Origin of the sequence: Bacteroides acidifaciens (assembly GCF_024623065.1) — a bacterium.
Lineage (GTDB): Bacteria > Bacteroidota > Bacteroidia > Bacteroidales > Bacteroidaceae > Bacteroides > Bacteroides acidifaciens.
In genome coordinates, this window is sequence record NZ_JANJZR010000017.1 from 48,343 (window position 1) to 74,941 (window position 26,599).

21 protein-coding genes and 1 pseudogene are annotated in these 26,599 nt (G+C 44.8%); 5 read left to right on the forward strand and 17 right to left on the reverse strand.

Annotated elements, in window-relative coordinates; all coding sequences use genetic code 11:
• Positions 1–34: 34 nt before the first annotated feature.
• The 4 genes from NSB03_RS07395 to NSB03_RS07410 form a co-directional block, all read right to left on the reverse strand.
• Positions 35–811 carry a TatD family hydrolase gene (locus NSB03_RS07395; protein ID WP_024986672.1) on the reverse strand — a complete coding sequence of 259 codons (777 nt, stop codon included), beginning with the start codon at positions 809–811 and terminating at the stop codon, positions 35–37.
• Positions 802–1,521, reverse strand: coding sequence for a hypothetical protein (locus NSB03_RS07400; RefSeq protein WP_024986671.1), 720 nt, complete (start codon positions 1,519–1,521; stop codon positions 802–804). The genes NSB03_RS07395 and NSB03_RS07400 overlap by 10 nt, the downstream gene beginning before the upstream one ends.
• Before the next feature lie 15 nt (positions 1,522–1,536).
• Positions 1,537–2,511 (reverse strand): polyprenyl synthetase family protein, encoded by a 975-nt coding sequence (locus tag NSB03_RS07405; RefSeq protein WP_257466305.1) that lies wholly within the window; start codon positions 2,509–2,511, stop codon positions 1,537–1,539.
• Positions 2,512–2,582: 71 nt separating this feature from the next.
• Positions 2,583–3,266: an energy transducer TonB gene (locus NSB03_RS07410; protein ID WP_024986670.1), complete on the reverse strand. Its 684-nt coding sequence runs from the start codon at positions 3,264–3,266 to the stop codon at positions 2,583–2,585.
• 221 nt (positions 3,267–3,487) lie between these two features.
• Between NSB03_RS07410 and cmk the strand changes: the two genes are divergently transcribed.
• From cmk to pfkA, 3 genes are all read left to right on the forward strand, one after another.
• A complete protein-coding gene (gene cmk, locus NSB03_RS07415) occupies positions 3,488–4,174 on the forward strand; it encodes a (d)CMP kinase (protein WP_024986669.1) in 687 nt (228 codons plus the stop codon).
• 112 nt (positions 4,175–4,286) lie between these two features.
• Positions 4,287–5,159: a 4-hydroxy-3-methylbut-2-enyl diphosphate reductase gene (locus NSB03_RS07420; protein WP_024986668.1), complete on the forward strand. Its 873-nt coding sequence runs from the start codon at positions 4,287–4,289 to the stop codon at positions 5,157–5,159.
• Between the two features lie 175 nt (positions 5,160–5,334).
• Positions 5,335–6,315, forward strand: coding sequence for a 6-phosphofructokinase (gene pfkA, locus NSB03_RS07425; protein ID WP_121765338.1), 981 nt, complete (start codon positions 5,335–5,337; stop codon positions 6,313–6,315).
• 847 nt (positions 6,316–7,162) lie between these two features.
• Here pfkA and NSB03_RS07430 read toward each other — a convergent pair.
• The 7 genes and pseudogenes from NSB03_RS07430 to NSB03_RS07460 all read right to left on the reverse strand — a co-directional run.
• On the reverse strand, positions 7,163–8,290 hold the full coding sequence (locus tag NSB03_RS07430; protein WP_136014139.1) for a PepSY-associated TM helix domain-containing protein: 1,128 nt from the start codon (positions 8,288–8,290) through the stop codon (positions 7,163–7,165).
• 92 nt (positions 8,291–8,382) lie between these two features.
• A complete protein-coding gene (locus NSB03_RS07435; RefSeq protein ID WP_024986667.1) occupies positions 8,383–9,771 on the reverse strand; it encodes a DUF4374 domain-containing protein in 1,389 nt (462 codons plus the stop codon).
• Between the two features lie 41 nt (positions 9,772–9,812).
• Positions 9,813–12,227, reverse strand: a complete 2,415-nt coding sequence (locus tag NSB03_RS07440; RefSeq protein WP_217937928.1) for a TonB-dependent receptor — start codon at positions 12,225–12,227, stop codon at positions 9,813–9,815.
• Positions 12,228–12,419: 192 nt separating this feature from the next.
• A complete protein-coding gene (locus tag NSB03_RS07445; protein ID WP_024986666.1) occupies positions 12,420–13,271 on the reverse strand; it encodes an SDR family oxidoreductase in 852 nt (283 codons plus the stop codon).
• Positions 13,268–14,491, reverse strand: coding sequence for an NADH:flavin oxidoreductase (locus tag NSB03_RS07450; RefSeq protein ID WP_257466306.1), 1,224 nt, complete (start codon positions 14,489–14,491; stop codon positions 13,268–13,270). Before NSB03_RS07450 ends, NSB03_RS07445 begins: the two co-directional genes overlap by 4 nt.
• 78 nt (positions 14,492–14,569) lie before the next feature.
• Positions 14,570–15,331 (reverse strand): DUF1295 domain-containing protein, encoded by a 762-nt coding sequence (locus tag NSB03_RS07455; protein ID WP_257466307.1) that lies wholly within the window; start codon positions 15,329–15,331, stop codon positions 14,570–14,572.
• Positions 15,332–15,593: 262 nt separating this feature from the next.
• A pseudogene (locus NSB03_RS07460) lies at positions 15,594–15,902 on the reverse strand (aconitate hydratase); the annotation flags it as partial.
• Positions 15,903–16,019: 117 nt separating this feature from the next.
• On the opposite strand from NSB03_RS07460, the gene NSB03_RS07465 reads away from it, so the two are divergent.
• Positions 16,020–17,918 carry an AAA domain-containing protein gene (locus tag NSB03_RS07465; protein WP_024986661.1) on the forward strand — a complete coding sequence of 633 codons (1,899 nt, stop codon included), beginning with the start codon at positions 16,020–16,022 and terminating at the stop codon, positions 17,916–17,918.
• A 59-nt stretch (positions 17,919–17,977) separates the two neighbouring features.
• Here NSB03_RS07465 and ilvC read toward each other — a convergent pair whose 3' ends face one another.
• The 5 genes from ilvC to ilvD all read right to left on the reverse strand — a co-directional run bounded on the left by ilvC (position 17,978) and on the right by ilvD (position 23,974).
• Positions 17,978–19,021, reverse strand: coding sequence for a ketol-acid reductoisomerase (ilvC, locus tag NSB03_RS07470; protein WP_024986660.1), 1,044 nt, complete (start codon positions 19,019–19,021; stop codon positions 17,978–17,980).
• Positions 19,022–19,085: 64 nt separating this feature from the next.
• Complete coding sequence (locus tag NSB03_RS07475; protein WP_024986659.1) at positions 19,086–19,829, reverse strand: acyl-[acyl-carrier-protein] thioesterase; 744 nt, start codon at positions 19,827–19,829, stop codon at positions 19,086–19,088.
• The gene (gene ilvN, locus NSB03_RS07480) at positions 19,829–20,392 is read right to left on the reverse strand and encodes an acetolactate synthase small subunit (protein ID WP_024986658.1); all 564 of its coding nucleotides are present in this window, start codon (positions 20,390–20,392) and stop codon (positions 19,829–19,831) included. Before ilvN ends, NSB03_RS07475 begins: the two co-directional genes overlap by 1 nt.
• A 56-nt stretch (positions 20,393–20,448) precedes the next feature.
• Positions 20,449–22,146 (reverse strand): biosynthetic-type acetolactate synthase large subunit, encoded by a 1,698-nt coding sequence (gene ilvB, locus NSB03_RS07485; protein ID WP_135037499.1) that lies wholly within the window; start codon positions 22,144–22,146, stop codon positions 20,449–20,451.
• Positions 22,147–22,171: 25 nt separating this feature from the next.
• Complete coding sequence (gene ilvD / locus NSB03_RS07490; RefSeq protein WP_257420966.1) at positions 22,172–23,974, reverse strand: dihydroxy-acid dehydratase; 1,803 nt, start codon at positions 23,972–23,974, stop codon at positions 22,172–22,174.
• Positions 23,975–24,455: 481 nt separating this feature from the next.
• Here ilvD and NSB03_RS07495 point away from each other — a divergent pair, with 481 nt between their 5' ends.
• Complete coding sequence (locus NSB03_RS07495) at positions 24,456–25,049, forward strand: FKBP-type peptidyl-prolyl cis-trans isomerase (protein WP_024986657.1); 594 nt, start codon at positions 24,456–24,458, stop codon at positions 25,047–25,049.
• A 114-nt stretch (positions 25,050–25,163) separates the two neighbouring features.
• Here NSB03_RS07495 and NSB03_RS07500 read toward each other — a convergent pair whose 3' ends face one another.
• Positions 25,164–26,450: an L-cysteine desulfidase family protein gene (locus NSB03_RS07500; protein WP_024986656.1), complete on the reverse strand. Its 1,287-nt coding sequence runs from the start codon at positions 26,448–26,450 to the stop codon at positions 25,164–25,166.
• Between the last annotated feature and the right edge of the window lie 149 nt (positions 26,451–26,599).

Here is a 26,599-nt window from a genome sequence, read left to right on the forward strand (position 1 = left end):
CTGCAAATTAATATAATTTAAAACCTTTCGAACCTTATTTGCGGATTCCAAACACTTTTAGTGCATTTTCCGAAGTGACCTGAGACACGTATTCAGAGGGCATCCGATAAATTTCCGCCACTTTTGCGAGAGTGTCCTTCACATTCGCGCTTTCATTCCGCTTGCCACGGTTCGGAACCGGAGTTAAATACGGAGAGTCTGTTTCGAGCACGATACGTTCCAAAGGAACTGTCAGCAATGTCTCCGGCAGAGTTGATTTTTTAAAGGTGACTACTCCATTAATGCCTAGCATGAATCCTTCAAATTCCAGCAACTTTGAAGCTTCTTCAGGCGTACCGGTGAAACTATGAAAAATACCGGTGAGCGAAGTATGTTTATAGGGTTCCATTACCTTATATATATACTCAAAAGCATCTCTTGAATGAATGACAATCGGCAACCGATATTCGAGCGCCCATTCAATCTGCTTTTCAAAGACCAGCAGTTGTTCCTTCAAGAAGGTCTTGTCCCAATAAAGGTCAAGGCCAATTTCACCGATAGCGACATACTGATTGAAGCCAGCCAACTGCTCCTGCACAACTGCCAATTCCTGTTCATATGTTTCATTGACCGAGGTGGGATGCAATCCGACCATCGGATAGCAAAAACCCGGATAATCAGCACATACAGACAGCATCGGTTCAATTGTCGTACTATCTATATTCGGCATAAAGATAGACGAAACGCCGACTTTGCGTGCACGCTCCATCACTTGTGGCAAATCTTCCGAAAATTCTTCTAAAAAAAGATGAGAGTGAGTATCTACAAGCATGATATTTTGTTTTCTTCTTTTACTTTTTCACTGGAACGGTAATAATATATCAAACCGTAATCACGGCATTTTTCCAGTCGAGCTTCATTGGGAGTAACGTCCTGATAGTTAGCTTCAACCTGATTCCAAATATCCAATATCAATTCGTCGGCACGATCGCGCATGGAAGCCAGTTCGTCAAGACTCCGACTCGTCAGTGCCTGATAATTCTTCTGGCGTTCGTAACTGTCAAGAAAGATATCATAATGCACTTTCACACGGGCAATAGTAGGATTATAAATAGGTATGCCACCTTGGGACATCCGCCGTTGCTCACCATCAATGATTCTCTTTCCCCACTCCACCAACGCCGCTTCGCTCAGCAAATCCGGCACAGTGTTCGTATCGGGCAGACCGTATAAATCTTTATGTGCTACTTTTATTTCATCGCGAAGCACAGCCAGATTGAGCACTTGGATAAAATGAGAGATATACAGCCGGGCGGTTTTCACATTCGACTGATGTTTTCGGCTCGCTCGCGACTGGTTATCATAGCATTGCGTATAATAAATTTGCGCCGCTTCGAATCTTTGCAGGAAATTGCGTGCTTCAAACAAAGTCTTTAGTGTAATTGCCAAGTCGCGTACATTATACAGTTCTCCTTTTTCGACCGCTGTTTTCAACGCCCGCACCCTTGCCTGGTCTGTATTTGGTAATCGTCTGTATGGCATATTTCAAGAACTTAGTTACACTTCACGATACATCAGTAATTTTACCAAGTTTTTCAGTTCTTTTTTTCTGTCCTCTGGCACAGCTACCGCCGAAAGGCTTTCCATGGCAAGTGTATAATATTCGCGCATCTTGTTTTCGCAGACATTACGAATATTCAGTTGATTATACAGTTCCGTCACTGCCGCTATTTTCTCAGCAGGCTGACAGGTTTCAGCATTCAGCCAACGGTCCAGTTCTTCTCTTTGCTTTTCGTCCGCACGATCCAGTGCCTTGATAAGCATATATGTTTTTTTGTTACAAAGAATATCGCCGCCTATTTTCTTACCGAACACTTCCGAATCACCATAAACGTCCAACAAATCATCTTGCAACTGGAATGCGACTCCTATATGCATTCCGAAATTATACAGGTTGTCGGCATCTTCGGCAGTCGCTCCTGCCAGAATAGCACCAATTTTGAGACTACCTGCCAGCAACACAGCTGTTTTCAGGCGAATCATTTCGATATATTCATCCTCGGTGACATCACAGCGGGATTCAAATTCCATATCCAGTTGCTGTCCTTCACAAATTTCAAGTGTAGTCAGGTTGAACAGTTCCATCACTTCTTTCAAATGCTCCGTCGGACAAGCTGTCATGTAGCGAATCGCCAAAATCAGCATAGCATCTCCTGAAAGCACGGCAGTGTTATCGTTCCAGACCTTGTGTACGGTGGGCTTCCCCCTGCGCATATCCGAACGGTCCATCAAATCATCATGCAGCAATGTGTGGTTGTGATAAACTTCGATAGCTATGGCAGGATCGTAGACAGATGCTACATCCTCACGATACAAGTTATACGCCATCAACATTAATACAGGACGTATCCGCTTCCCCCCTAAAGAAAGAATGTATTCAATTGGTTCATAGAGCCCTTTCGGTGTCCGAGTAAACTGTATTTCAGAAATATGATTGTTTATTTTATCAAGTAGTTGAGAAGCTGTGAACATGATGGATGAAAATATTAATGAATGAAAAAAGAGGCTGCCGTAAGCAGCCTCTTTAATTATTGAGTTACAAATTACTGCAGTCTGAACATCACAGGAACTGTAAATTTAACACGTACCGGTTTACCACGCTGCATACCTGGTTTCCACTTCGGCATGGTGTTTATCACACGGAGAGCTTCTTTGTCCAGATACGGGTCAACACTACGTACAACTTTTGCATCTACAATACTACCGTCTTTGTTAACAACGAACTGTACGATAACACGTCCTTGAGTTCCGTTTTCCTGTGCGATAGTAGGATATTTGATATTCTTAGCCAGATACTGCATCAAAGCTGCCTGTCCGCCCTGGAACTCCGGCATGTTTTCTACAACTTCAAAAATGGTTTGTTCTTCCGGCTCTTCTTCAACAACCTGTACCGGCACGTATTTTACCTCTACAGGAGCGGCATTATCTTCATTGATAATGGTTGTTGTTTCATCAATCTCGGCTTTATCATCGACAATCTCCAACAATTCGGCCACTTTCGGGGCTTCGGGTGGTGGTGGAGCTGCTTGTTCAGGGGTTTCGGTAATAGGAATAATTTCCTCTTCAAACACGACATCAGCTACAGCCTGGCTTGTATCAATCTTCACGTCACGCTGGGTCCATTCGAACGCCACGAACATGAAAGCTAGCACTACCACGTAACCAACGAGCAACCATGTAGACTTCTTGCCTTCCAGGTCTGCTTTGGGTGATTTTTTAACTTCCATAAAAATAATTAATATAATGATTAATAAAAAAAAGTGTCTTCCTATGTGTCTTTGGGCAAATATAGTACATTTTCAGTTAACCATCCGTCTCTTCCTGTCTTTTTATCCGGCTTTTTAACTTTTTTAATTCTTTCGTAGTTACTTCACTCTTTTTTATACCGATCGTTCGGTCTGTTTTCAAAATAAACGTATCTTTGGCGGACAAATTAGATGAACTGAATATGAAAAAGATAGTAATAGCAGTCGACGGTTTTTCCTCTTGCGGAAAAAGCACTATGGCCAAGGATCTTGCCCGTGAAGTGGGGTACATTTACATTGACAGCGGAGCCATGTATCGCGCGGTCACTTTATATAGTATAGAGAACGGAATTTTCGACGGTGACGTCATCGACGTGGGAAAACTGAGAAATGAAATCAAGAACATTCATATTTCTTTCCGTTTGGATCCGGAAACGGGACGCCCGGACACCTACCTCAACGATGTGAATGTGGAAAGCAAAATCCGCACGATGGAAGTTTCGTCCAAAGTCAGCCCTATCAGCGCGCTCGACTTTGTACGCGAAGCAATGGTAGCCCAACAGCAGGCGATGGGAAAAGAAAAGGGAATAGTAATGGACGGCAGAGACATCGGGACTACCGTTTTCCCGGATGCAGAATTGAAAATATTCGTAACTGCCACACCGGAAATCCGTGCACAGCGCCGTTATGACGAACTGAAAGCGAAAGGACAAGAAGCCAGTTTCGACGAAATATTGAAGAACGTGAAGCAACGGGATTACATTGACCAAAACCGGGAAGTAAGCCCACTGCGCAAAGCCGAAGATGCTATCTTACTGGACAATACGAATTTGACAATCGAGCAGCAGAAAGAATGGTTGTTCGAGAATTTTAATAAGGTCAGCAAATAGTCTTTCTTCATTGCTTGAGACATATTCTTTATAATACGAGTGATACCCTTATAATACAAGTGATATTTTTATAGTATAAGTGATACTATTCAATATATAAGTAGTTTTCTATATGATTAAAGTAGAGATAGATGAGGATTCAGGTTTCTGTTTTGGAGTAGTGACTGCCATTCACAAAGCGGAAGAAGAGTTGGCAAAAGGAGAAACGCTTTATTGTCTTGGAGATATAGTACACAATAGCCGGGAAGTGGACAGGCTGAAAACGATGGGATTGATTACCATCAACCGCGAAGAGTTCAAGCAGTTGCGGAATGTCAAGGTTCTGCTCAGGGCACACGGAGAACCACCGGAAACTTACATGATTGCCCGCGAAAATAATATAGAGATAATAGATGCTACCTGCCCGGTAGTGCTGCGTTTGCAGAAGCGTATCAAGCAGGAATTCCTGCAAGATGGGAAGCAAGAAAAGCAAATTGTCATATACGGCAAAACCGGTCACGCAGAAGTGTTGGGACTGGTGGGACAGACAGACGGAAAAGCGATTGTCATCGAAAAAGCCGAGGAAGCGAAGAAACTGGACTTAAGCAAGAACATCCGGCTTTTCTCGCAGACAACCAAGTCGCTCGACGAATTTCAGGAAATTGTAGGATATATCAAAAAACATATCTCACAGGACGCGACTTTCGAGTATTACGACACGATTTGCCGCCAAGTTGCCAACCGCATGCCCAAGCTCAGGGAGTTTGCAGCTACACATGATTTGATATTTTTCGTGAGCGGAAAAAAAAGCTCGAACGGAAAGATGCTGTTTGAAGAGTGTCTGAAAGTGAATCCTAATTCACATTTGATAGACAACGAAAGGGAAATAGACGTTTCTTTACTCCAAAACGTACAGTCGATTGGTGTATGTGGAGCTACTTCAACTCCTAAATGGCTGATGGAAAAGATATACAACCACATTCGGGCACTTATAAATAAAGAATAACAGCAAAGTTATAGATAAAAATGAAAAGCAACAGATAAGAATAAAAAGAAAGCAAAGAACGGATATTTGAACATTTTTAATGGTTTCGCCATGCGAAAAAAAACTTCATAAACATTGCTTTCAACTTTTTATTGTACATTTGCCACATCAAACTAATTAATGAAAAGATTGTGTTATGGGAACAGTAAAGTGTATCGGCATTTTGACTTCCGGCGGTGATGCTCCGGGAATGAACGCAGCTATACGTGCAGTGACACGTGCGGCTATCTATAACGGACTACAAGTTAAAGGTATATATAGAGGATACAAAGGCTTGGTGACAGGTGAAATCAAAGAATTCAGGAGTCAGAATGTGAGTAATATCATCCAACTGGGTGGAACTATCTTGAAAACAGCCCGCTGCAAGGAGTTCACCACTCCTGAAGGACGCCAATTGGCTTATGATAATATGAAAAAAGAAGGCATTGATGCCTTGGTTGTCATTGGTGGAGACGGTTCGCTGACAGGTGCACGCATCTTTGCACAGGAATTTGATATTCCGTGTATCGGTCTGCCGGGAACTATTGATAATGACCTTTACGGTACAGACACTACCATCGGATATGACACTGCATTAAATACGATATTGGACGCTGTGGATAAAATACGTGACACGGCCACTTCACACGAGCGTTTGTTCTTTGTTGAAGTGATGGGACGTGACGCCGGTTTCCTTGCACTGAACGGAGCGATCGCTTCGGGAGCGGAAGCTGCTATTATTCCAGAATTCAGTACGGAAGTCGACCAACTGGAAGAGTTTATCAAAAACGGATTCCGAAAATCAAAAAACAGTAGTATTGTATTGGTAGCCGAAAGCGAACTGACCGGAGGAGCCATGCATTATGCCGAACGTGTGAAAAACGAATACCCGCAATACGATGTACGTGTGACGATCTTAGGTCACTTGCAACGTGGCGGTAGCCCGACTGCCCACGACCGTATCCTGGCAAGCCGCCTCGGTGCTGCTGCTATCGACGCTATTATGGAAGATCAACGTAACGTAATGATCGGTATCGAACATGATGAAATCGTTTACGTACCGTTCAGCAAGGCTATCAAGAATGACAAACCGATCAAGAGAGATCTTGTCACTGTATTGAAAGAGCTTTCAATCTAATCTTTTTGTTTTTAGGAGTTCAGCTTATATCAGTATTATAAGATAAAGAGCGGTGGGTGAACGGGAGGTTTTCTAATCATTCACCGCTCTTCTTTTTTCATTTTCACCACAGAGGACACGGAGGACACAAAGGTGAACTTTGTTCATGACTATACTGGAATGAATGAAATTTTGTTTTCAATTACTGATTTGCATAAGTATAACATGAACTTTTGATTCATAAGTTCCACCCGTTTCACCTTATAGCTGAAACATCGATGAATAAGGAGATAGCGGGTGAAAGCGTAGGAAAAAAACAGGTGAAGTCTTCCATTATCGCTTTCACCTTTTGAATTTATTTATACCGATTACTGGACATATATAGCCATCGTGATAGACATATATAGCCACCATGCTGAATATATAGATGCAATACGGTGAGTATATAGATGCAATACGGTGAGTATATAGATGTACCAATTCAAGTATTAATAGATGAGAGCCAAGGTGTTAATACCTGACGGCTAGGCTATTAACATCTGACAGTTCATCTATTAATACCTGACAATGGATTTGCTATAAGCATATTTTCATTAGCTATAAGGATATCCGGATTAGCTATAATGATATTGATTTTAGCTCAAAGGATATTTTGAAAAGCCAAGGTGAAACCGATAATGTTCTGTTTCACCTGATTTCACCCCTCGCTTTCACCCGCTATAGCCTTATTCATCGGCATTTCAAGAATCAGGTGAAAGCGATGAATGGCAATAATCTTATAGTGGCATTGATGATACTTTATTTATAAAGAAAGAGGCAAGTTACGCAGTATTCCGCTATCGAATGAGTCAGAACTGCACAATTTAGCTCATTTTTGTACCGTTTTGAGTTTTTTTATCCATAAATAATATCCAGTCAACGGCAATGCAGCCCCAATCAAAGCAGCAATAAAGGCAAGTATGCGGGTAAACATTCCTCCCCAGTTACCGACATGTATAGAATAAATCCAACCGCGAATCTTTCCTGACTTGTCTTGATGTTGATAAAGACTTGTTTCTGTAAATTCACCATTATCCGTATTGAAAGAATAACGGTCAGATGCCCGCTGGTTCCCAAAACGGTTGAAAGACACGCTTGCCGTACCGGAAGAAATACTGATTTGCTTATATTCCGGATTCTGACGGCTTAGTTTATCATAAACCTCCTGCCAATAAGCGAATGGTTTCTTTTTCTGATGAGATGCCGGTTTGGTACCACCTTTTTGAACATCACTTTTCTGTTCATGTCCTTGGGCGACACGTTGCTGTACTTCTACCCCGAAGATCTTATAGAAAGCCATCCGATACCACGGAAAAGACCAGGTCAATCCCGTCAGTGCCATAGCCAACAGAAAGATCAGAGCATACATTCCACCTGCCACATGCAAGTCATACCAAAACCTTCGCCATCCTTTAGTTGCTGTTATCTTCAAGCTATTCTTCAATGCTTTACGTGTACGCGGCCACCAAATGACAATTCCCGAAATCAGAACGAATACAAGTAAAAGCGTACTGACACCTACAATCATCTTGCCCCAAAAGATCCCTTCATTTCCCGGATTCATACTATCCAGCAGCCAGCGATGCATTCGGAACATAAACATAAAGAAGCCGCTACGCTCGCTTTTTCCTTTTACTTCACCCGTATACTGGTCTACATACAAAGATGCACGGCGTGGTTTGGAAAGACTAACCTGATACGCACGTCCGGGATCAGAAGATATGCTGACACCGGTCACTGATACACTGTCAGGCAATGTCATTGCTACTTTTTCAAGCAGTTTATCCATAGGTAGAGAAGATTCCTTTACCGTTTCCACGTAGTAAAGGTCGGGTCGAGACCACTCATTCACCTCGTTTTCGAACACCAGCATGGCACCGGAGAAACAGATTAGAGTTATTACCAGCCCGAAAGGGACGGAAAGCCACAAATGTATTTTTCTGAATATTTTTTTCATGTTTTCAATCCTATTTCTTGAAAAAGCCTGCAAAGCTTTCTGCTCGGCAGACTTTTATCTACAACAAAAGATTCTCTACTTAACCGGCTGTATTATTTTGAAAGATATTCCATCTTACCTACCGTAGTGATAGCGTCAGCCTCCACCGTCAAACCTTTGACTGCCTTGCCTGTTTTTACGTCTATTTTATAGAAGGCGGGGTTCTCGCCCGTAGTCACAGTGACAGCCATATAAGCATACCCTTTTTCTCCATAAGGCTCGCCACCAAACTTCCCGTCAGCCGGCAGACCTGTAACAGGCATAATCGTCTTATCTTCCGCCTTGAAAACAGCCAATTCGCTGACATCTGCATTTTTACCTCCACTAATCATATCTTCCGCTCCCTTTTTATACAATTGAAGCAAGAAGTAATCTTCAGAGATGTGCCAGCAACGGAAAATAGGATGTTTAGTGCCTATCTCTTCAAAATTTACATAGTAATCCGGGTCGAAATCTGTTGCGCCTGCTTTGATACGCATTGCGCCCGAAGGCTTCTGTCCTGTCACCTTCTTCAAATCAGAAGATGAAACTGCCGTACGTCCATATCCGGGAGAGAACACATAGACGTCACCATTGTCAGCCGCCCAAATGGTCTGATAATATTGTGAGCGCATCCGACCGCATGCATAACCTATTTTATCAGTTTTGGCAATCACCGGAGTCTCATTGAAGTTCGTGCCACTATAAATTGCCACGTAAGCGCTATCCGGGTATTGTGTAGAAGGAATGACCCCGGCTGTATATGCACCACTGCCACTACCACCGTCAGTCTTAGTCACAAGTTCCTGATCTGTCACAGCTTCCGGCCATTTTCTAATACCGTACTTACTCATTCCCATTGGAATGACAGATGTATAAATCTTATTGTTAGCTTCAACCAGACCTGCCCATGAAACTTTTTCACCATTACCCAAGTAATTTTCGGCAAGCAAGGTACCCTCTTCCTGACTGCCATCGGTCGCATCCAGATAGTTGAACAACAATGCTTGGGCCACATTCTGATCCTCATCTGTTATTTTCGAGTCTCCGGTGGAAACAGTCACCACTTTATTCCCCCAGGTTCCATAAGACGTGATACGATTATAAGTGTATGTGTACTTTTCTTTCATTTTACCATCTGCACCCAGATAATAGGAAGCGCCTGTACCCGCACCACCTTTATTATAAACTAACGCAAACACATAATCCAATCCTTTATATACCCAATAAGTACCACCAATCACTTCGGTTCCATTCCCTTGGGTCGACACTGTTCCTTCATCCAACGAATTGGCTACTACCAAATAACTTGCTTCACCAGTTGTGGCAGCCACCACATAAGCCGTTTCTCCATCAATCGGCGGGTTATCCACCAGATTATTATCATCGTCGCAAGATGCGACAAACACACCGCTACTCAAACAAAAAGCTACGGCAAAAGCCTGCAATAAAAACTTCTTCATATATTCTTTATTATTGATTGATACTAAAAAACTTACTCTTATTATTTACCGAAAAACACTCTGAACTTTCCATAGAATGCGCGCCCCGCTTTTTGCAGGCTAAAATTGTCAAACAGTTGAGCATCGGTGAAATTCCGACATTCAAATGATACATTATAACGTCCATTCTTCATGGTATAAGACAAAGACAAATTATGCGAAAACTGTTCCGGCACCATATTCTTTGAATCTTTATCTCCGAGATTCTCCCAGTAAAGAGGAAAATCGTGCTGCCAGTAGCTATCATAGCCGATGCTCAATACATTTCCTTTGACAAACAGGTCATTCCAATAAAAATTTGCATGGATATTAGCATAACGATAGGGCAGATTCGGCATACGCACTTTATAGTGCATGCTTTCTTGCAAAGAGGAACCCGCCAGAAACTTTTCGTAATCACGAGTATCGATATTATTGAATGTCCCTCCTATATCAAACCAACGCGAGAAGCTATAAAGCAATGACAAATTATATCCTTTAGTCCTTACGTGACCGTGGTTCTCATAATATCCGTAGCTTGTTCCTCCCAATACGTCCAATCCTCTTTTTATATAATCTTTCGTATCCCGATATATCAAACCGGCCTCGGCATACAATCCATGCTTGCCAAACTGATGATTATAGCTGAAACTCAAATTAACATTATCACTTCTCTCCGGTTTCAGATTCATTTTGCCAGCTTCAAGGTCTTCATCTCCAAAGAGTTCGTCCGTGGTCGGTAGGCGGAAGGCTTTTTCGTACGAAAGTTTCACCTGAAGATCTTTCCATATAAAATAGGCACCTGCCGCTCCATATCCAAGAGCGCTTGCTGTATTGGACAGATTGATATAATTGCCTATTCCATCCGTATTCTGCGATACCGGTCCCTTATTGTATTGCCGATAATATTTGGCAAATGCCGACACATTCCATCTGTCCGACGGCATCAGACGGTAAGAAAGTCCGCTGACGTTTTTACGTGTGATTTTAGGAATAGAAAAGTCTGTGAATTTGGAAGAAGCACCAATGATAGAACGGCTCGTACGTTCAAAATCACTGATTACATGACTGAAAGTAAATGTATGTGCCTGTCCGATATGATAATTCATCTTCAGCGTTCCATTCCAGTTTCTATTTTTAGATTCACTGTTCTGGTAAGACTGTTCTCCCCGGCTGCCTTTTTCATAAAAATCTCCACGCCAGTTGTAAGCCCGCGAAGCGGTATCGACATTGTTGGTGATATTATGATTGTAATTGGCAGTCAACAGCAAATCCAGGTTTTTCACCAGTAAGTTCTTTTTATAATATTCTAAAGAAGGGACCAACGAATGTCCTTGGCGGAATTTTTCACCGAACACGACATCTTGATAAACGCCTGTTTGTATCTCTTTATAGAAATGAGAATAATTGAAACTCAACGCCAGACGGTCTGCCCATTTCTTTCCTACCAGGCCGATTTTTCCAATCACGGCTTCATTATGATACTGGTCATTAAAACGTTTCAGATGATAAATCTTATTTTTGTCAAGGGGCGGGAAACGTACGCTTCCATCCTCTTTAATCTCAAATTCGCGCACATAAGTGTCTACATAATAATCATTATCCGAAAAGTTTTGAAAAGCATTGACCTCATACATGAAACCATTCTTAAACGTTTGTCCGAAGCGCACGTATGATTTATGAGTATTAAACGATCCGTAAGAATAGGAAGCATCCATAAACCAGTTTCCGGGTTGTTTGTTGGTGACAATATTAACCACTCCCCCAATGGCATCGGTTCCGAATCCTACAGGAACCACTCCTTTATAGACTTCTATACGGTCGGCAAAATTAATGGGAACATTGTTCAAATCGAATGCGGCACCGGCTCCCTCCTGTGGTACGCCGTCAATGAAGATTTTCACATGTTTCCCGCTAAAGCCATCGATATACAATTGCATATCCGACCCCACTCCACCTGATTCGCGGAGTTTCACACCGGGCACTTTAGTCAGTGCACCCGCCAAAGTCTGCGTACTGTTATGCAATTTCTTCGCATCAATGGCTACCGCATTAAAAGCAGACTGATTCACACGACCGACGCCGGATGTCGTGACCAGCACCTCTCCCAGTTCTTTTACCGCCGGCGCAATAGTAACATTTACTTTTATTCTTTCTCCCTTGGCTAATTTAACTTTCTTTTCTACCGTTTGATAACCGATAGCCGAAACGACGAGTGTATATTCACCTGTTGTAGTTTTCAAATGATATATCCCTTTTTCATCTGTATAGCATCCTTGGTTGGTTCCTTTCAGATAAACTGTCGCAAAATCCACCACTTCTTTTTCTGTGGACATCACTCTGCCCGAAATTAAACTACTACGATGACGCCCCTGTTGTGAATATACGGATACGGAAAACAAGAATGCCAGAAAAGCCAAAAAATATTTATTACTCATCTCCTTTTTACCTTTTTACTTTATAACCTTTTCATTGTTCTAAAAGCGATGCAAAGGTAAGCAGAAAAAGAAGTGCCAAACAATCCCTATCTATTGGTAAAAATAAGACAACAAAAATGAGATATATAGATATGTACAATACCTATATATAAGTAAATACTGGATAATTTAAATAAAAAAAGAAAAGAAACCCTACTTCAGCCAACTCGCTAACGCACGTTCCGTTACCTCCCACAACTGCTCTTTCTGCACATGATTCGTGTATTTATCAGACAAATTTTTCCGGTGGTTATTGACATACAGTTGTCCTGTCACACCAGCTTCCTTCTCGTCCAACAGTAAACCGATTGCCGTAGAAGCCCCTTTCTTCGGTTTACGGATAAAAGGACGGAAAAAAATATCGGTCAACGGATCGAACCACTTGTGCATAGTGATGATATCAGTAGAAACAATTCCCGGGTCGGCAGCATTGACGGTAATCCCCTTCTCCCGAAGTTGTTCGGAAAGTTCGAAAGTGAACAACAATAAAGCCAGCTTCGTGTTGCTGTAAACAGATATTCTCCAAAACGTTCCCGTTTTCCCCCTATGAAAGAAATCCGGGAAGTCGAGCTTGCCGATTGCGTATGTACAGGAAACCATATTTACGATACGCGCTCCACGCACCATCAGTGGAATTAATTTCCGGGTAAGCAGATAAGGTCCTATATAGTTCACACTTACTGTTCGTTCGAATCCTTCGGAAGTAGTATGAAAGCCTGTCTCCATTGTTCCGGCATTATTCATCAACAAAGCGATAGGAAGGTTCCTCTCTGAGATCCGGCTGACAAAAGAAATCACGGATTGCATGGAAGATAAGTCAAGAGCCATAACCTCCAAATCCGGGTTTCCGGTTTCCTTGCTCAAACGTTCACGAACAACCTCCGCTTTCTTCGGATGATAACAAGCCATAATGATTCGATAACCGGCTTTGGCTACGGCACGTGTTATTTCTGTTCCCATCCCTCCGTCCGCACCGGTGATGATTGCCCATTTCATTTCACTCATTTTTTCTCCAGTTTATCAATCTCCTTTTGTAAAGAGGAAGGTAATTGTTCTTTCAAATGTTGATGACAAGCCATTTCTATCGTATACATACGTCCTATACAATAATTACTGTGTCCACAGTTGCAGCGTGCTTGTTCTTCCTGCTTCATCCGGTTCACGAATCCCGGTTCGTTGAGCAAAGCTCTCGCCATCTGCACAGCATCAAAACCGGAATTGAGCACTTCATCTATTTTCTGACGGGAAACAAGACCACCGACATAAATCAACGGCGCATCCGGAAGAGCCGCACGGAATTTCAGCGCATCTTCAAGGAAATAAGCCTCTTTAAAAGGCACAGAGGGTATCATCCATTTGCCAAACATACGGACTCCGCATTTCAGCCACCAACAATTCATATAGTAAGACATCGAACGAATCGGCATGGCACCCCTCATTACATACATGGGTGCTTTGCTGACAAAACCACCGCTCAACACCAATCCATGAACGCCAAGTTCCAACAGACGTTTGGCCACTTGTATGGATTCGTCAATCTCCATTCCTCCTTTGAAGCCGTCGCGCATATTCATTTTGACGAAAACAGCCATATCATTGCCCGCCGCTTTCATCACTTCTTCCATCACCATATCCATAAAACGCATCCGGTTTTCGAGCGAACCGCCACATTCATCTTTCCGGCGATTGGTGTAGGGAGACAGGAATTGACTAATCAAATAGCCGTGCCCCGCATGTACTTCAACGGCGTCAAACCCGGCTTCCCTCGCCAGATTGACTGCATTTCCATACGCTTTCGCCATCTCCGGCAACTCCTCTTTTTCCATTCCACGCACAAACGTAGGAGAATAGAGGTTGAAGCCTGAAGATGCGGATATAGGAGTGACACCACATATATTTTTATGGGACATATTTCCACAATGCCCGATTTGTATACCTACTGCGGCACCTTCATCGTGCACGGCTTTTGTCAGTTCGTGTAAACGGGGAATAATGGACGGACGCAACCACAACTGACGGTCGAAAGAGAGTCCGCTTTGTGTCACGGCAGCATAAGCCACTGTTGTCATACCCACTCCGCCGGCAGCTACCGAGCGGTGGTAGTCCAATAACATTTGTGAAGGATTATTCCCCGGACACATGCTCTCGAAAGCTGCCGAACGAATCGTTCGGTTCCGCAGCGTCAAAGGTCCGAAAGTGACCGGAGTAAAAAGCTTGTTTCTCATAGTAGTCGAAATTTATTCAAATCTCATTTAATTTGTGATAATATTCATTCTTTATGATTCATCCTTTATGGTCTATTCTCAATAAAGGAAAGGGAATACCCGTTTCCTCTCTCCCACCGCATCACCGAATTCTTCACGGTAACGGCACCAAATAGCGTTAGCACGGGGAACAAGGTTAGCAATCGTCCACCAAAGGAAGACCATACCGGAAAGTGAACAAGTGAGTATCGCCCAACCTGCCCATTCTACTATCTCACCGAAATAGTTGGCGGACGTGACATAACGGTACATACCTTTCTGCGGCAGATAATGCCGTGTATCTCCCGGTTTGCGCAAGTGGCGGATGACATAGTCCGAATGCCAGTTGATCAGCATACCTGTGAAAAACAACAGAGTACCTATGATAAACCACGGAGACGTAAACCATTCGCTCTGATACATCGTTCCGGGAGCCAAATAAAATATCCATTCGCCTTGCATATAACCATTCAGCAGGTTAAAAAGAATTCCCATCGACATGATTGCCAGCGGCATCTTACTTTTCCCTTTCAATAGCAAAGGGAAGATGAAAGCACGCTGAAAATAATGAATTTGAAAGAAGAGAAAGAAGGCCAATATCGCCGGTTCAAAACGGCGGTCGGAATGCATCCACATGAAGCACATCACCAGAAAGACGGGAGCTTCCATCAATACCCAAGCTAATTTGTTAGATATGGCCGCTCCCCACGATGCCGTGCGAAAGATGCCGTATCCGGCTTTCACAAAGTAAAGGGCAACGAAGACAAATAAAGCAATCAGACTCATTATACCCAAAAACAGATTAAAAGCAGTCGTAGTCATATAGAAATTCTTTTGCAACATGCAAAAGTAAAAAAAATGGGGAAATTTGTAGCACAAAACTTCCTAAATTAAAAACTCCATGATACATAAACAGTTTTCATCACAAAGTTTTAGTTAATCAAACAACACCTATCCCTCTTTCCGCTAAAATAACCCTCCCCAGACCGTTTCGCCTATTTTCACAGATAGCATCTTGATATACAGAAGAAAAAAAACGTTCTTGTAGGCAGGACGGATGATACGTTTGCTGTCGACAATGCAATCCTTTATACGCTTGTATCAAGTGGTCGCAATGCACCGTTGAAGGTACGGCTGACCGGTCTTTACCCGCATTCATGAATTGAAGCAGAGCCATCTGGGCGGTAGCGTCCTGCATAGCTACCCGTTCAGGGCGGAAATTCACATAATCCTCTCCCCGTTTGTAGTCTTTCACATCAGCCGCATCATAAAGATGGGCATACAAGATTTTCTCGGCTAACGTCAAAGGACGTTTCAATACAGCACGCACGTGTTCCAGCTTTCCTTTATAAGCAACATAGAAGTCTTCTAACATAGTCACACCATATACCATATCGCTTTTTATTTTTTTTAGTCCATCTATTAAAACAACGAACATCGTTCAAGCAATGTTTAACAAAATGAAATATTTTTCGACCCGGGGAGAAGAATTATTACCTTTGCATCTATTATGAATAACAATCCGAAAAGTCCGACAGCCGACCTTCAGCAACAACAGCTCCTTCTACGGATGGAGTACGAATATGAAAAAGAGGAGTTCAAACGGCAGACCGAAACGATGGGCATTGCCCGGAAAGTGAAACGCGGTCTGTGCTGGTATCCCGTTTCTCCCGGTCGAAGTTACTATAATTCTCTAAATCAACTTGTAATAGATATCACACGCACCGAAAATAAAGAAATAGAGCACTCTTTTGAGTTCGGGCGTCCCGTCTGCTTTTTCCACCAGTCGCTTGAGGGGAAGATGAAGTACATGAATTTCATTGCTACCGTCAGTTACGCGGATGAAGAGCGGATGGTGGTCGTGCTGCCCGGAGCAGGGGCTTTGGCAGAGTTGCAAACTCCTAATATACTGATTGGCGTACAGCTTTATTTTGATGAAACGTCTTATCGGGCCATGTTCGAAGCGTTGGAAGATGTAATCCGCGCCAAAGGAAATCGGTTGGCAGAACTGCGCGACACATTTCTCGGAACGCAAAAACCCAGATTTCGTGAGCTATATCCGGTACGCTTCCCGTGGCTGAACAATACGCAGGAAGCAGCCGTCAACAAGGTGCTCTGCACGCGTGACGTCTCCATCGTACACGGTCCGCCGGGAACCGGGAAGACGACTACGCTTGTCGAAGCCATTTACGAAACGTTGCACCGGGAACCGCAGGTGCTTGTCTGCGCGCAGAGTAATACCGCTGTCGATTGGATTTGTGAGAAACTGGTAGACCGGGGAGTAACAGTGCTCCGTATCGGCAATCCGACACGGGTAAACGACAAAATGTTGTCTTCCACTTACGAACGGCGGTTTGAGAGCCATCCGGCCTATCCCGAATTATGGAGTATCCGTAAGTCTATCCGCGAAATGAATGGCCGGATGCGTCGGGGAAGCTACACCGAACGGGAAGGCATGCGCAACCGCATGAACCGCCTGCGTGACCGTGCTACGGAACTGGAGATACTTATCAACGCTGACCTCTTCGACAGCGCCCGCGTGATTGCCTCTACATTGGTGAGCAGCAACCACCGCCTGCTCAACGGGCGACGGTTTCCTACCTTATTTATAGACGAAGCCGCCCAGGCACTCGAAGCCGCCTGCTGGATTGCCATCCGCAAGGCCGACCGGGTCATCCTCGCCGGTGACCATTGCCAGCTTCCGCCTACCATCAAATGCATAGAAGCCGCCCGTGGCGGACTGGAACATACATTAATGGAAAAGATAGTCCAACAAAAGCCGTCTGCCGTCTCATTGCTGAAGGTGCAATACAGGATGCACGAAGCCATCATGCAATTCCCTTCCGACTGGTTCTACCACGGTGAACTGGAAGCCGCCCCCGAAGTGCGTCATCGGGGAATCCTTGATTTCGACACACCGATGAACTGGATAGATACCTCGGGAATGGATTTTCACGAAGAGTTTGTGGGCGAGAGTTTCGGACGTATCAACAAAGAGGAAGCAAACCTGCTCTTGCAGGAACTGGAAACGTATATCAACCGAATCGGAAAGGAACGGATACTGGAAGAGAGGATTGATTTCGGACTGATTTCACCTTATAAGGCACAAGTACAATATTTGAAAAGCAAAATCAAAGGAAGCAGTTTCCTGCGCCCTTTCCGCAGCCTCATCACCGTGAATACGGTAGACGGCTTCCAAGGACAAGAGCGGGATGTTATTTTCATCAGCCTTGTCCGCGCCAACGAGGACGGGCAGATAGGGTTTCTGAATGACCTGCGAAGAATGAACGTGGCTATCACCCGGGCACGGATGAAGCTCGTCATACTGGGAGATGCAGCCACCCTAACCAGACATCCTTTCTACAAAAGGCTGATGTCGTTCATTAAAAAACAGTTTATTATCGGGTAAAAGAAAAGGGAGACCCCAAAAGTTCTCCCTTCCTATAAAACTTACATCATCCGGTCGGATTAATTATTTTCAGGACGCAGTTTGCGTACTGTCACAGCAGTCTGCCACATTTCGCTTTCGCGAAGTTCTTTCAGTTCCACTTCCAGCTTCTCACGATAATCCGGTTTGGAGTTGGAGTCAATAGAAATCTGGGCTTCGTTACCTGTCTTAACACTGTGGTACAACTTCTCAACTACCGGCTTGATAGCATCGTGGAAAGGTCCCATCCAGTCGAGAGCACCGCGTTGGGCAGTAGTAGAGCAATTTGCGTACATCCAGTCCATACCATTCTTTGCGAAAAGCGGCATCAGTGACTGAGTCAGTTCTTCTACTGTTTCATTGAACGCTTCGGAAGGAGAGTGACCGTTTTCACGCAATACTTCGTATTGTGCCAGCAGCAGACCTTGGATAGCTCCCATCAATGAACCGCGTTCGCCTGTCAGGTCGGAAGTCGCTTCACGTTGGAAAGTGGTTTCGAACAGATAACCAGAACCGATACCGATACCCAGCGCGATTGTCTTTTCATAAGCCTTACCCGTTGCATCCTGATAGATAGCGTAAGAAGAGTTCAAGCCACGGCCTTCAAGGAACATGGTACGCAACGAAGTGCCCGACCCTTTAGGAGCAACCATGATAACGTCGATATCGGCAGGGGGAACTACACCTGTACGGTCGTTCCAGGTGATAGCAAAACCGTGAGAGAAATAAAGAGCTTTTCCGGCAGTCAGGTAAGGCTTGATAGTAGGCCATACAGACATTACTGCCGCGTCAGACAACAGGCACATTACGATAGTACCTTTCTCGCAAGCTTCTTCGATTCCGAACAACGTTTCACCCGGAACCCATCCGTCTGCCACTGCCTTTTCGTATGTTTTTCCTTCACGCTGTCCAACGATTACATTGAAACCGTTATCACGCAAGTTCAATGCCTGTCCCGGACCCTGCACGCCATAACCGATTACAGCAATTGTTTCATTCTTCAATACTTCACGAGCTTTTTCTAATGGAAATTCGTCACGGATTACTACTGTTTCAACAGTTCCGCCAAAATTCAACTGTGCCATTTTCTTTTTTGTTTTTAGTTTTGATGGCTTATGCCATCCGTTATTAATTGATTTTATATTCTATTTACTCAAATACTACTTTCGAGCGACAGACTACCTCGCTGCCATTCTTCTTCACTTCGACATGAAACTCGTTCTCATTAGCTTCGTCACAGAAAAACGAGAGTTCATCCCCGAAATAACTTTCCGCCACATACGCCATTTCAAAACGGCGGATACGTTTGGTCTTATACAATTCTATCGGAAACAAATCGAGGATATGCTCTATATAGCGGATACTGTTCACATGACCGTTGATGTCAATGTCGCTGTATTTGGCCGTCAGCGTAGCCAGCGGCTTGTCGCTTGTCACCTTGATGTGCGAGGGCTTGTCTATCGGACAGGGCTCGTCGCACACATAGTCTACGATACTTCCGCCATGCAGTGTCAACAAGTCGGCAGGCTTACGGGTATTCAGGTTTATCATAGCCCATACCGAACGGGCGTAACCTATCTTCTTACCATCTTTGCCGATAACGGCAAAGTTACGGTCGGTGAAGAGGCGATACACATTCTCCACCCATGTCTGAACGGAGAAGTCCTCATATTGGTAAGGCATTTCGTCCAGTTCGACAGCCAGTCGGGAAAGTACCCAAGTATAATTGTCCTCGTTCAGTGTCGCGATGCCGAAGCCACGGTCGCTGGCGTGAAAACCTGCGCAATTCAGTAGATGGTTGCCCAGCACCCCCATTGTCAGTCGTCCGTTGAAATCAACGTGAAACGGTTCCGCAATAAACTTATAAGTTCCTATTTTATCTGATTCACTCATTATTCCTGTTGTTTTTTGCTTTGGTTATAGCCGGCTTCCCGTCCGTCAAGAAACTCGTTCACTCGTTCGAAGCAACTGGTAGTGATAGCTACGCGTCCCGAACGGACAAATTGCAGAACACAATTCAAGGACTTCAGTTCACCATAAAGCGAAGTAATCTCTTCACTCATGCCGTTCTTCTCGACAATGGAGAATACGGGATTCACTTCTACCACCCGGGCGTTATATCTGCGTATCACCTTAGACGCTTCCGGTGTCTCCTGAAACTCAGTTGTAGATACCTTATATAAAGCAATCTCATGGAAGTAAATCTCATCTTCCGTAAAGTAGTGCGCCTGGATAACGTCAATCTTCTTCTCTATCTGCTTCACCACCTTCTCTATCGTATCCTTATCAGTCCAGGCCGTAATTGTATATTTATGTACGCCTTTAATCGACGACGCGGATACATTCAGGCTTTCAATATTTATCTGCCGACGGGTAAATACAGCCGTCACCTGATTCAGCAATCCGGCGATATTCTCCGAATGAACGATGATGGTATATAATGTTTTATCACTCATAACTCTAAATTTTAAATGCGAACTCTCAACTCTCCATTCCCAACTCCCAACTTCCCCTAGCACTCCAACAACATCTGATTTACCGATCCTCCCGGGGGAGTCATCGGTAAGACATTGCCCTCTTCCACCACACAGGCTTCGAGCAGGAACGGGCCGTCCGTAGCAAGCATTTCCTTGATGGCTTCCTTCAGTTCTTCACGGGTGAAGACGCGTTTGGAAGGAATATCGTAGGCCGAAGCTATCTTCATATAGTCCGGATTCAGCATCGGCGTAAATGAATAGCGGCGGTTGAAAAACATGGCTTGCCATTGGCGTACGTTGCCAAGGAAGTTGTTGTTCAGGCAGATAATTTTCACCGGCGCTTTCCGTTCCATGATGGTTCCCAGCTCCTGGATATTCATCTGGAGTCCGCCATCACCCATAAATGCGCATACGGTACGTTCCGGTGCGCCGAAAGTTGCGCCGATAGCGGCAGGAAGACCGAAGCCCATGGTTCCGAGTCCGCCGGAAGTGATGATGCTGCGTTCTTTCGTATATTTAAAGTAGCGTGCGGAAATCATTTGGTTTTGACCTACATCCGTCACCAGGACAGCTTCGTGGTGGGTTGCGTCACTTACTGCACGTGCCACTTCGCCCATACTCAGAGAGTCCGTGGCAGGATGAAGCTCGGGACGGATTACTTTCTCTTCTTCTACTTTTTCATATTCCTTGAAACTGTCTATCCATTCAGTATGAGTATTCTTCTTCAGAAGTTCCGTTACGGATGCCAATGTATGCTTGCAGTCTCCCAGGACAGCTACATCCACTTTTACATTCTTGTTTACTTCCGCAGGGTCGATGTCGAAGTGGATTACTTTTGCCTGTTTGGCATAGGTAGCGAGATTGCCAGTCACACGGTCGTCAAAACGCATGCCGACAGCAATCAAGACATCGCATTTATTGGTATTGATATTCGGTCCCAAGTTGCCGTGCATACCCAGCATACCCTTATTCAACGGATGCTCCGTCGGCAAAGCCGAAAGACCGAGCAGCGTGCAGCCCGCAGGCATGTCCGCCTTTTCTATGAAAGCACGCAATTCGCCTTGCGCATTGCCCAGCTCAACGCCCTGCCCCACCAGCACAAGCGGACGTTCGGCTTTATTAATCAGTTCGGCAGCCGCTTTTACTGCGTCCTCATCCGTATCGGGCACAGGAACGTAACTGCGGATAAAGTCCAACTTCGTCGGTTCGTATTTCGTTTTCTCCACTTGCGCGTTCTTGGCAAAGTCCAGCACTACCGGGCCGGGACGACCGCTACGGGCAATATAGAACGCACGCGCCACTGCCCAAGCCACATCTTCCGCCCTACGAATCTGATAACTCCATTTAGCGATTGGTTGGGTGATGCCTACCAAATCGACTTCCTGAAAAGCATCCGTTCCGAGAAAAGCAGTTCCTACCTGTCCGGCAATCACCACAATAGGCGTGCTGTCTATCATTGCGTCCGCAATGCCGGTAACCGTGTTCGTAGCACCGGGGCCACTTGTCACCAGGCAAACACCTACTTCACCCGATACACGGGCATAACCTTGTGCCGCATGGGCAGCTCCCTGTTCGTGACGAACCAAGATGTGATTCAACGTATCTTGATGGTCGAATAAGGCATCGAACACCGGCATAATAGAACCGCCGGGGTATCCGAAGATGGTGCTTACTCCTTGATGTTCCAAAGCACGCATCAGCGCCTCTCCACCTGTTATTAAGTCTTTACTCATTCTTTTTGATATTGAAAGATGTATATCAGTCGATTATTCTCACTGCTCCCTTATCGGCGGAGCTGACCATGCTGGCGTATGCCTTCAGACTCTTCGGCACATAACGGTCGCGAGTGACAAGTGTCATCGGGCGGGCAGCCAATTCTTCATCCGTCAGTCGCACGTTAATCGTCCGAGCGGGAATGTCGATTTCAATAATATCCCCATCAACAATCTTTCCGATATTCCCCCCTGCTGCCGCTTCGGGCGAAATATGTCCGATACTCAAGCCGGAAGTTCCACCGCTGAAACGTCCGTCGGTAATCAAGGCACATTCTTTCCCGAGATGGCGGGATTTTATATAAGAGGTAGGATAAAGCATTTCTTGCATACCGGGGCCACCCTTCGGACCTTCGTGCGTAATGACGACAACGTCGCCACTGACGACTCGACCACCGAGGATGCCTTCACAGGCTGCTTCCTGCGAATCAAACACTTTGGCAGGGCCGGTAAACTTCCAGATACTTTCATCTACGCCTGCCGTCTTTACCACACAACCGTCCTGAGCGATATTGCCTTTCAGCACTGCCAAGCCGCCGTCCTTGCTGTAAGCGTGTTCCAGATCGCGGATACATCCTGCCGCACGGTCTTTATCCAACTCCTTATAGTACATGCTTTGAGAGCCGAGTATGAGGTTGAATTTGTTGGCGGCTGCACTCGAATATTTTTTGATAGCTTTCTCACCGACATTCGGACTGGTGATTGAGTATCCATTGATAGCTTCCGCCAGGGTCATTCCGTCTACGCGGCGGACAGATGTGTCAATAAGTCCGGCTTTTGCCAGTTCGTCCATGATAGCGATAATACCACCGGCACGGTTCACATCCTGAATATGGTATTTCTGTGTATTCGGGGCTACCTTGCAGAGACAGGGAGTTTTGCGGGAAAGCATGTCGATGTCATCCATCTTGAAATCAACTTCCGCTTCATGGGCAACAGCCAACAGGTGGAGCACCGTATTGGTGGAACCGCCCATCGCGATATCGAGTGTCATTGCGTTCAGAAAGGCTTCGCGGGTAGCGATGCTGCGGGGGAGTACGCTTTCATCTCCCTCATTATAATATCTCATTGCATTTTCCACAATCAGTCTGGCAGCGTCTTTGAAGAGTTGCGTGCGGTTTTCGTGCGTAGCCACGATAGTCCCATTTCCGGGAAGAGCCAGTCCGATAGCTTCGTTCAGGCAGTTCATGGAGTTGGCAGTAAACATGCCGGAGCAGCATCCGCAGGTAGGACAGGCGTTCTGCTCGATATTGGCCACTTCTTCATCACTTACGCTTTGGTCGGCAGATTTAATCATGGCGTCGATTAAGTCGAGGTGCCGGCCGTTCCACTCTCCCGCTTCCATCGGGCCGCCCGATACGAATACGGTAGGGATATTCAGACGCATAGACGCCATCAACATTCCCGGAGTGATTTTATCGCAGTTGCTGATACACACCATCGCGTCCGCCTTATGTGCATTGACCATGTATTCTACACTGTCGGCAATGATGTCACGCGAAGGGAGCGAGTAAAGCATTCCATCGTGTCCCATGGCGATGCCGTCGTCGATGGCGATTGTATTGAATTCCGCAGCAAAGCATCCCAGCTTTTCAATCTCAGCTTTCACCAACTGGCCGATTTCATGCAAGTGCACATGTCCCGGCACAAACTGCGTGAACGAATTGACGATAGCGATAATGGGCTTGCCCATCTGTTCTTTCTTCATGCCGTTGGCTGCCCATAACGCACGGGCTCCCGCCATCCGACGGCCTTGTGTACTAAACGAACTGCGTAATTGCTTTTTCATTTCAATCTGTCTTTTAATGAAAGAGCCTCTCTCACATCAGCGAGAAAGGCTCTAAATTTTATCTTTTATGATACGAACACATACAACACAAAACCTTTCTCACGCTCTTGATGGCACCACCACGACGCGAATAATATGCAGGACTGCTAGGTTAATAGATGTATGTAACATATTCATATCTTCTTTTTCTTTATTTTTGTGCTGCAAAGGTAAGGGCTTTTTTATTATCTCCAAACAAATCGAAGAAAAAAATCACTTAAAAGCTAATAATTGTAAGATAATGGTGGCATTATTTCTCTATTTTATTACTTAAAGGTTGGATTTACAACCATTATACAAGCATGCGCCCCAAAGAAGCTTTCTAACAAAAGCACTTAATAATCTGAAATTTACATTCCCTATGTCCGCGCACAAGCAAATTATTCGTATCTTTGTCAACCCGTTTGCCGGGATTTATTAATTTAGAAATATAAAATATCAGATGGAAACAGTAGAAAACAAGTACATTACCGTTGCATACAAACTATATACAATGGAAGATGGTGAAAAAGAGTTGTTCGAAGAAGCAAAAGCAGAACATCCTTTTCAATTCATTTCAGGATTAGGAACAACACTCGAAGACTTCGAAAATCAAGTAACCGCTCTTTCTCAAGGTGATAAATTTGAGTTTACCATCACAGCAGATAAAGCATACGGCCAATATGACGAACAACACGTGATTGACCTTCCTAAAAACATTTTCGAGATTGACGGTAAGTTCGACAGCGAGCGTATCAAAGAAGGCAATATCGTACCTTTGATGACCGGTGACGGTCAGCGCGTGAACGCAAGCGTAGTGGAAATCAAACCGGACGTGGTAGTAGTTGACCTCAACCACCCGTTGGCAGGTGCCGACCTTATCTTCGAGGGTGAAGTGATTGAAAGCCGTCCTGCTACCAACGAAGAAATTCAGGAGTTGGTGAAAATGATGAGCGGTGAAGGCGGATGCGGTTGCGGATGCGACAGTTGCGGTGGTGGCTGCGGTGACCACGAATGCGGCGACAGTTGCGGTTGTGAAGGTGGACACTGCCACTAATTAAGAAATAGGGCTGTTGATAACAGCAGCCAATAAAAATAAAATGGATAATGAAGCCGGAAAACTCATTATCCATTTTTTATTTACCTACCTCTTTATCAGTCAGTTCTTATTTCAGCATCCTTTGTGCGTCATAATATCGAGCACCATTTTATCCGTTTCGTTCATGGCTTGCGAGCCGATTCTTGTCAGGTTGCAGATGCTTTGGTCTACGTCTTCATCAATAATTCCTTCTACGGAAGTCACACAACGGTTTTCCATAGCCATCATGGCTGACAATACGGCTGTTGAAACTCCGGTGGTCACTTTTAGGGCGCAACTCGGTTTCGCGCCATCGCAAATCATTCCCGTCAGATTGGCAATCATGTTTTGAACGGCAAAGGCCACCTGGTCGTAGCCTCCACCCATCAGCCAGGTAATTCCGCAGCTTGAGCCTGTGGCGGCCACTACACAACCACACAAGGCGGACAGGCGTCCCAAGCTTTGTTTGATATAAATCACCGTAAGATGGCTCAACATTAAGGCACGGATAAGTTCTTCTTCACTCTTATTGTTTTCTTCGGCAAAGACTACGACGGGTAAGGTAGCGGATATACCTTGATTACCGCTGCCGGAATTACTCATGACCGGAATCATGGCTCCTGCCATTCGGGCGTCACAAGCGGCTGAAGTATAAGAAAGAATATGCGAAAATACACTGTCGCCCATCACCTTATGTTCATAAGTGCCACGAAGCATTTTTCCTAAAGAATGTCCGTAGTTGCCTTTGAAGGCTTGTTCGGCGGCAGCTTTGTTCAAGCGGGCAGTGTCGAGGATGAAACGGATTTCATCAAGAGGAGCTGTCAGGGCGAAGTCATAAACTTTACGCAGGTTCAGCTCGAGAGAAGCGCCCTCTTCCTCTGCACTGGCAGTATGCTGTTTGTCGAGCAGCACTTTTTCGTCTTTGGCTATATATATAAAGGTAGTGTGGCCGCCAGCAATGACAGCTTTGGCAGTTTTATCGCCGGTCTTGCAAATCACTTCGATATATAGCTTTTCCTCAATACCTTCCTTTAAAGAGACACTGATTCGTTTTTCTGCGATAAACTGTTCACCTTGTGCTACGGCTTCGGGTGTGCAGTCTCTCAGGACTTCCAACTGGTATTCTGATTTGCCTATTGACGCACCCAAGGCAACAGCAATAGGAAGCCCCACCATACCTGTGCCGGGAATTCCTACCCCCATGGCATTTTTCAGTATATTGGCACTCAATAATACCTCTATCTTTTCGGGTTTCTCACCTAATGTTTCTGCCGCTTTGGCTACACAAAGTGCCACAGCAATGGGTTCCGTGCAACCAATAGCCGGAACTACTTCTTTTTTTACCAGCTCTATAATTTGCTGTCTTTCAGATTGAGTCATGTGCTTTTAAAGTTTTGTTCCCACAAAAATAGAAATTTTTTTTCTATTCTGTACATCTTAGAGCCTGTTTATATTTTCCTGAGATTATGTTAGATAGGCTTTACCGACCTGTTTTTATTCGTCACATAGTCTCCGTCATGCTCCTCACA

Excerpts from the sequence above, each read along its gene's own strand:
- NSB03_RS07440 (WP_217937928.1), bottom strand. The coding sequence starts at position 12,227 with ATGAGTAATAAATATTTTTTGGCTTTTCTGGCATTCTTGTTTTCCGTA.
- NSB03_RS07455 (WP_257466307.1), bottom strand. The coding sequence starts at position 15,331 with ATGACTACGACTGCTTTTAATCTGTTTTTGGGTATAATGAGTCTGATT.
- NSB03_RS07495 (WP_024986657.1), top strand. The coding sequence starts at position 24,456 with ATGGAAACAGTAGAAAACAAGTACATTACCGTTGCATACAAACTATAT.
- cmk (WP_024986669.1), top strand. The coding sequence starts at position 3,488 with ATGAAAAAGATAGTAATAGCAGTCGACGGTTTTTCCTCTTGCGGAAAA.
- ilvN (WP_024986658.1), bottom strand. The coding sequence starts at position 20,392 with ATGAGTGATAAAACATTATATACCATCATCGTTCATTCGGAGAATATC.
- NSB03_RS07430 (WP_136014139.1), bottom strand. The coding sequence starts at position 8,290 with ATGAAAAAAATATTCAGAAAAATACATTTGTGGCTTTCCGTCCCTTTC.
- NSB03_RS07465 (WP_024986661.1), top strand. The coding sequence starts at position 16,020 with ATGAATAACAATCCGAAAAGTCCGACAGCCGACCTTCAGCAACAACAG.
- ilvC (WP_024986660.1), bottom strand. The coding sequence starts at position 19,021 with ATGGCACAGTTGAATTTTGGCGGAACTGTTGAAACAGTAGTAATCCGT.
- NSB03_RS07395 (WP_024986672.1), bottom strand. The coding sequence starts at position 811 with ATGCTTGTAGATACTCACTCTCATCTTTTTTTAGAAGAATTTTCGGAA.
- NSB03_RS07435 (WP_024986667.1), bottom strand. The coding sequence starts at position 9,771 with ATGAAGAAGTTTTTATTGCAGGCTTTTGCCGTAGCTTTTTGTTTGAGT.
- NSB03_RS07405 (WP_257466305.1), bottom strand. The coding sequence starts at position 2,511 with ATGTTCACAGCTTCTCAACTACTTGATAAAATAAACAATCATATTTCT.
- NSB03_RS07475 (WP_024986659.1), bottom strand. The coding sequence starts at position 19,829 with ATGAGTGAATCAGATAAAATAGGAACTTATAAGTTTATTGCGGAACCG.
- ilvB (WP_135037499.1), bottom strand. The coding sequence starts at position 22,146 with ATGAGTAAAGACTTAATAACAGGTGGAGAGGCGCTGATGCGTGCTTTG.
- NSB03_RS07420 (WP_024986668.1), top strand. The coding sequence starts at position 4,287 with ATGATTAAAGTAGAGATAGATGAGGATTCAGGTTTCTGTTTTGGAGTA.
- pfkA (WP_121765338.1), top strand. The coding sequence starts at position 5,335 with ATGGGAACAGTAAAGTGTATCGGCATTTTGACTTCCGGCGGTGATGCT.
- NSB03_RS07410 (WP_024986670.1), bottom strand. The coding sequence starts at position 3,266 with ATGGAAGTTAAAAAATCACCCAAAGCAGACCTGGAAGGCAAGAAGTCT.
- NSB03_RS07500 (WP_024986656.1), bottom strand. The coding sequence starts at position 26,450 with ATGACTCAATCTGAAAGACAGCAAATTATAGAGCTGGTAAAAAAAGAA.
- ilvD (WP_257420966.1), bottom strand. The coding sequence starts at position 23,974 with ATGAAAAAGCAATTACGCAGTTCGTTTAGTACACAAGGCCGTCGGATG.
- NSB03_RS07450 (WP_257466306.1), bottom strand. The coding sequence starts at position 14,491 with ATGAGAAACAAGCTTTTTACTCCGGTCACTTTCGGACCTTTGACGCTG.
- NSB03_RS07400 (WP_024986671.1), bottom strand. The coding sequence starts at position 1,521 with ATGCCATACAGACGATTACCAAATACAGACCAGGCAAGGGTGCGGGCG.
- NSB03_RS07445 (WP_024986666.1), bottom strand. The coding sequence starts at position 13,271 with ATGAGTGAAATGAAATGGGCAATCATCACCGGTGCGGACGGAGGGATG.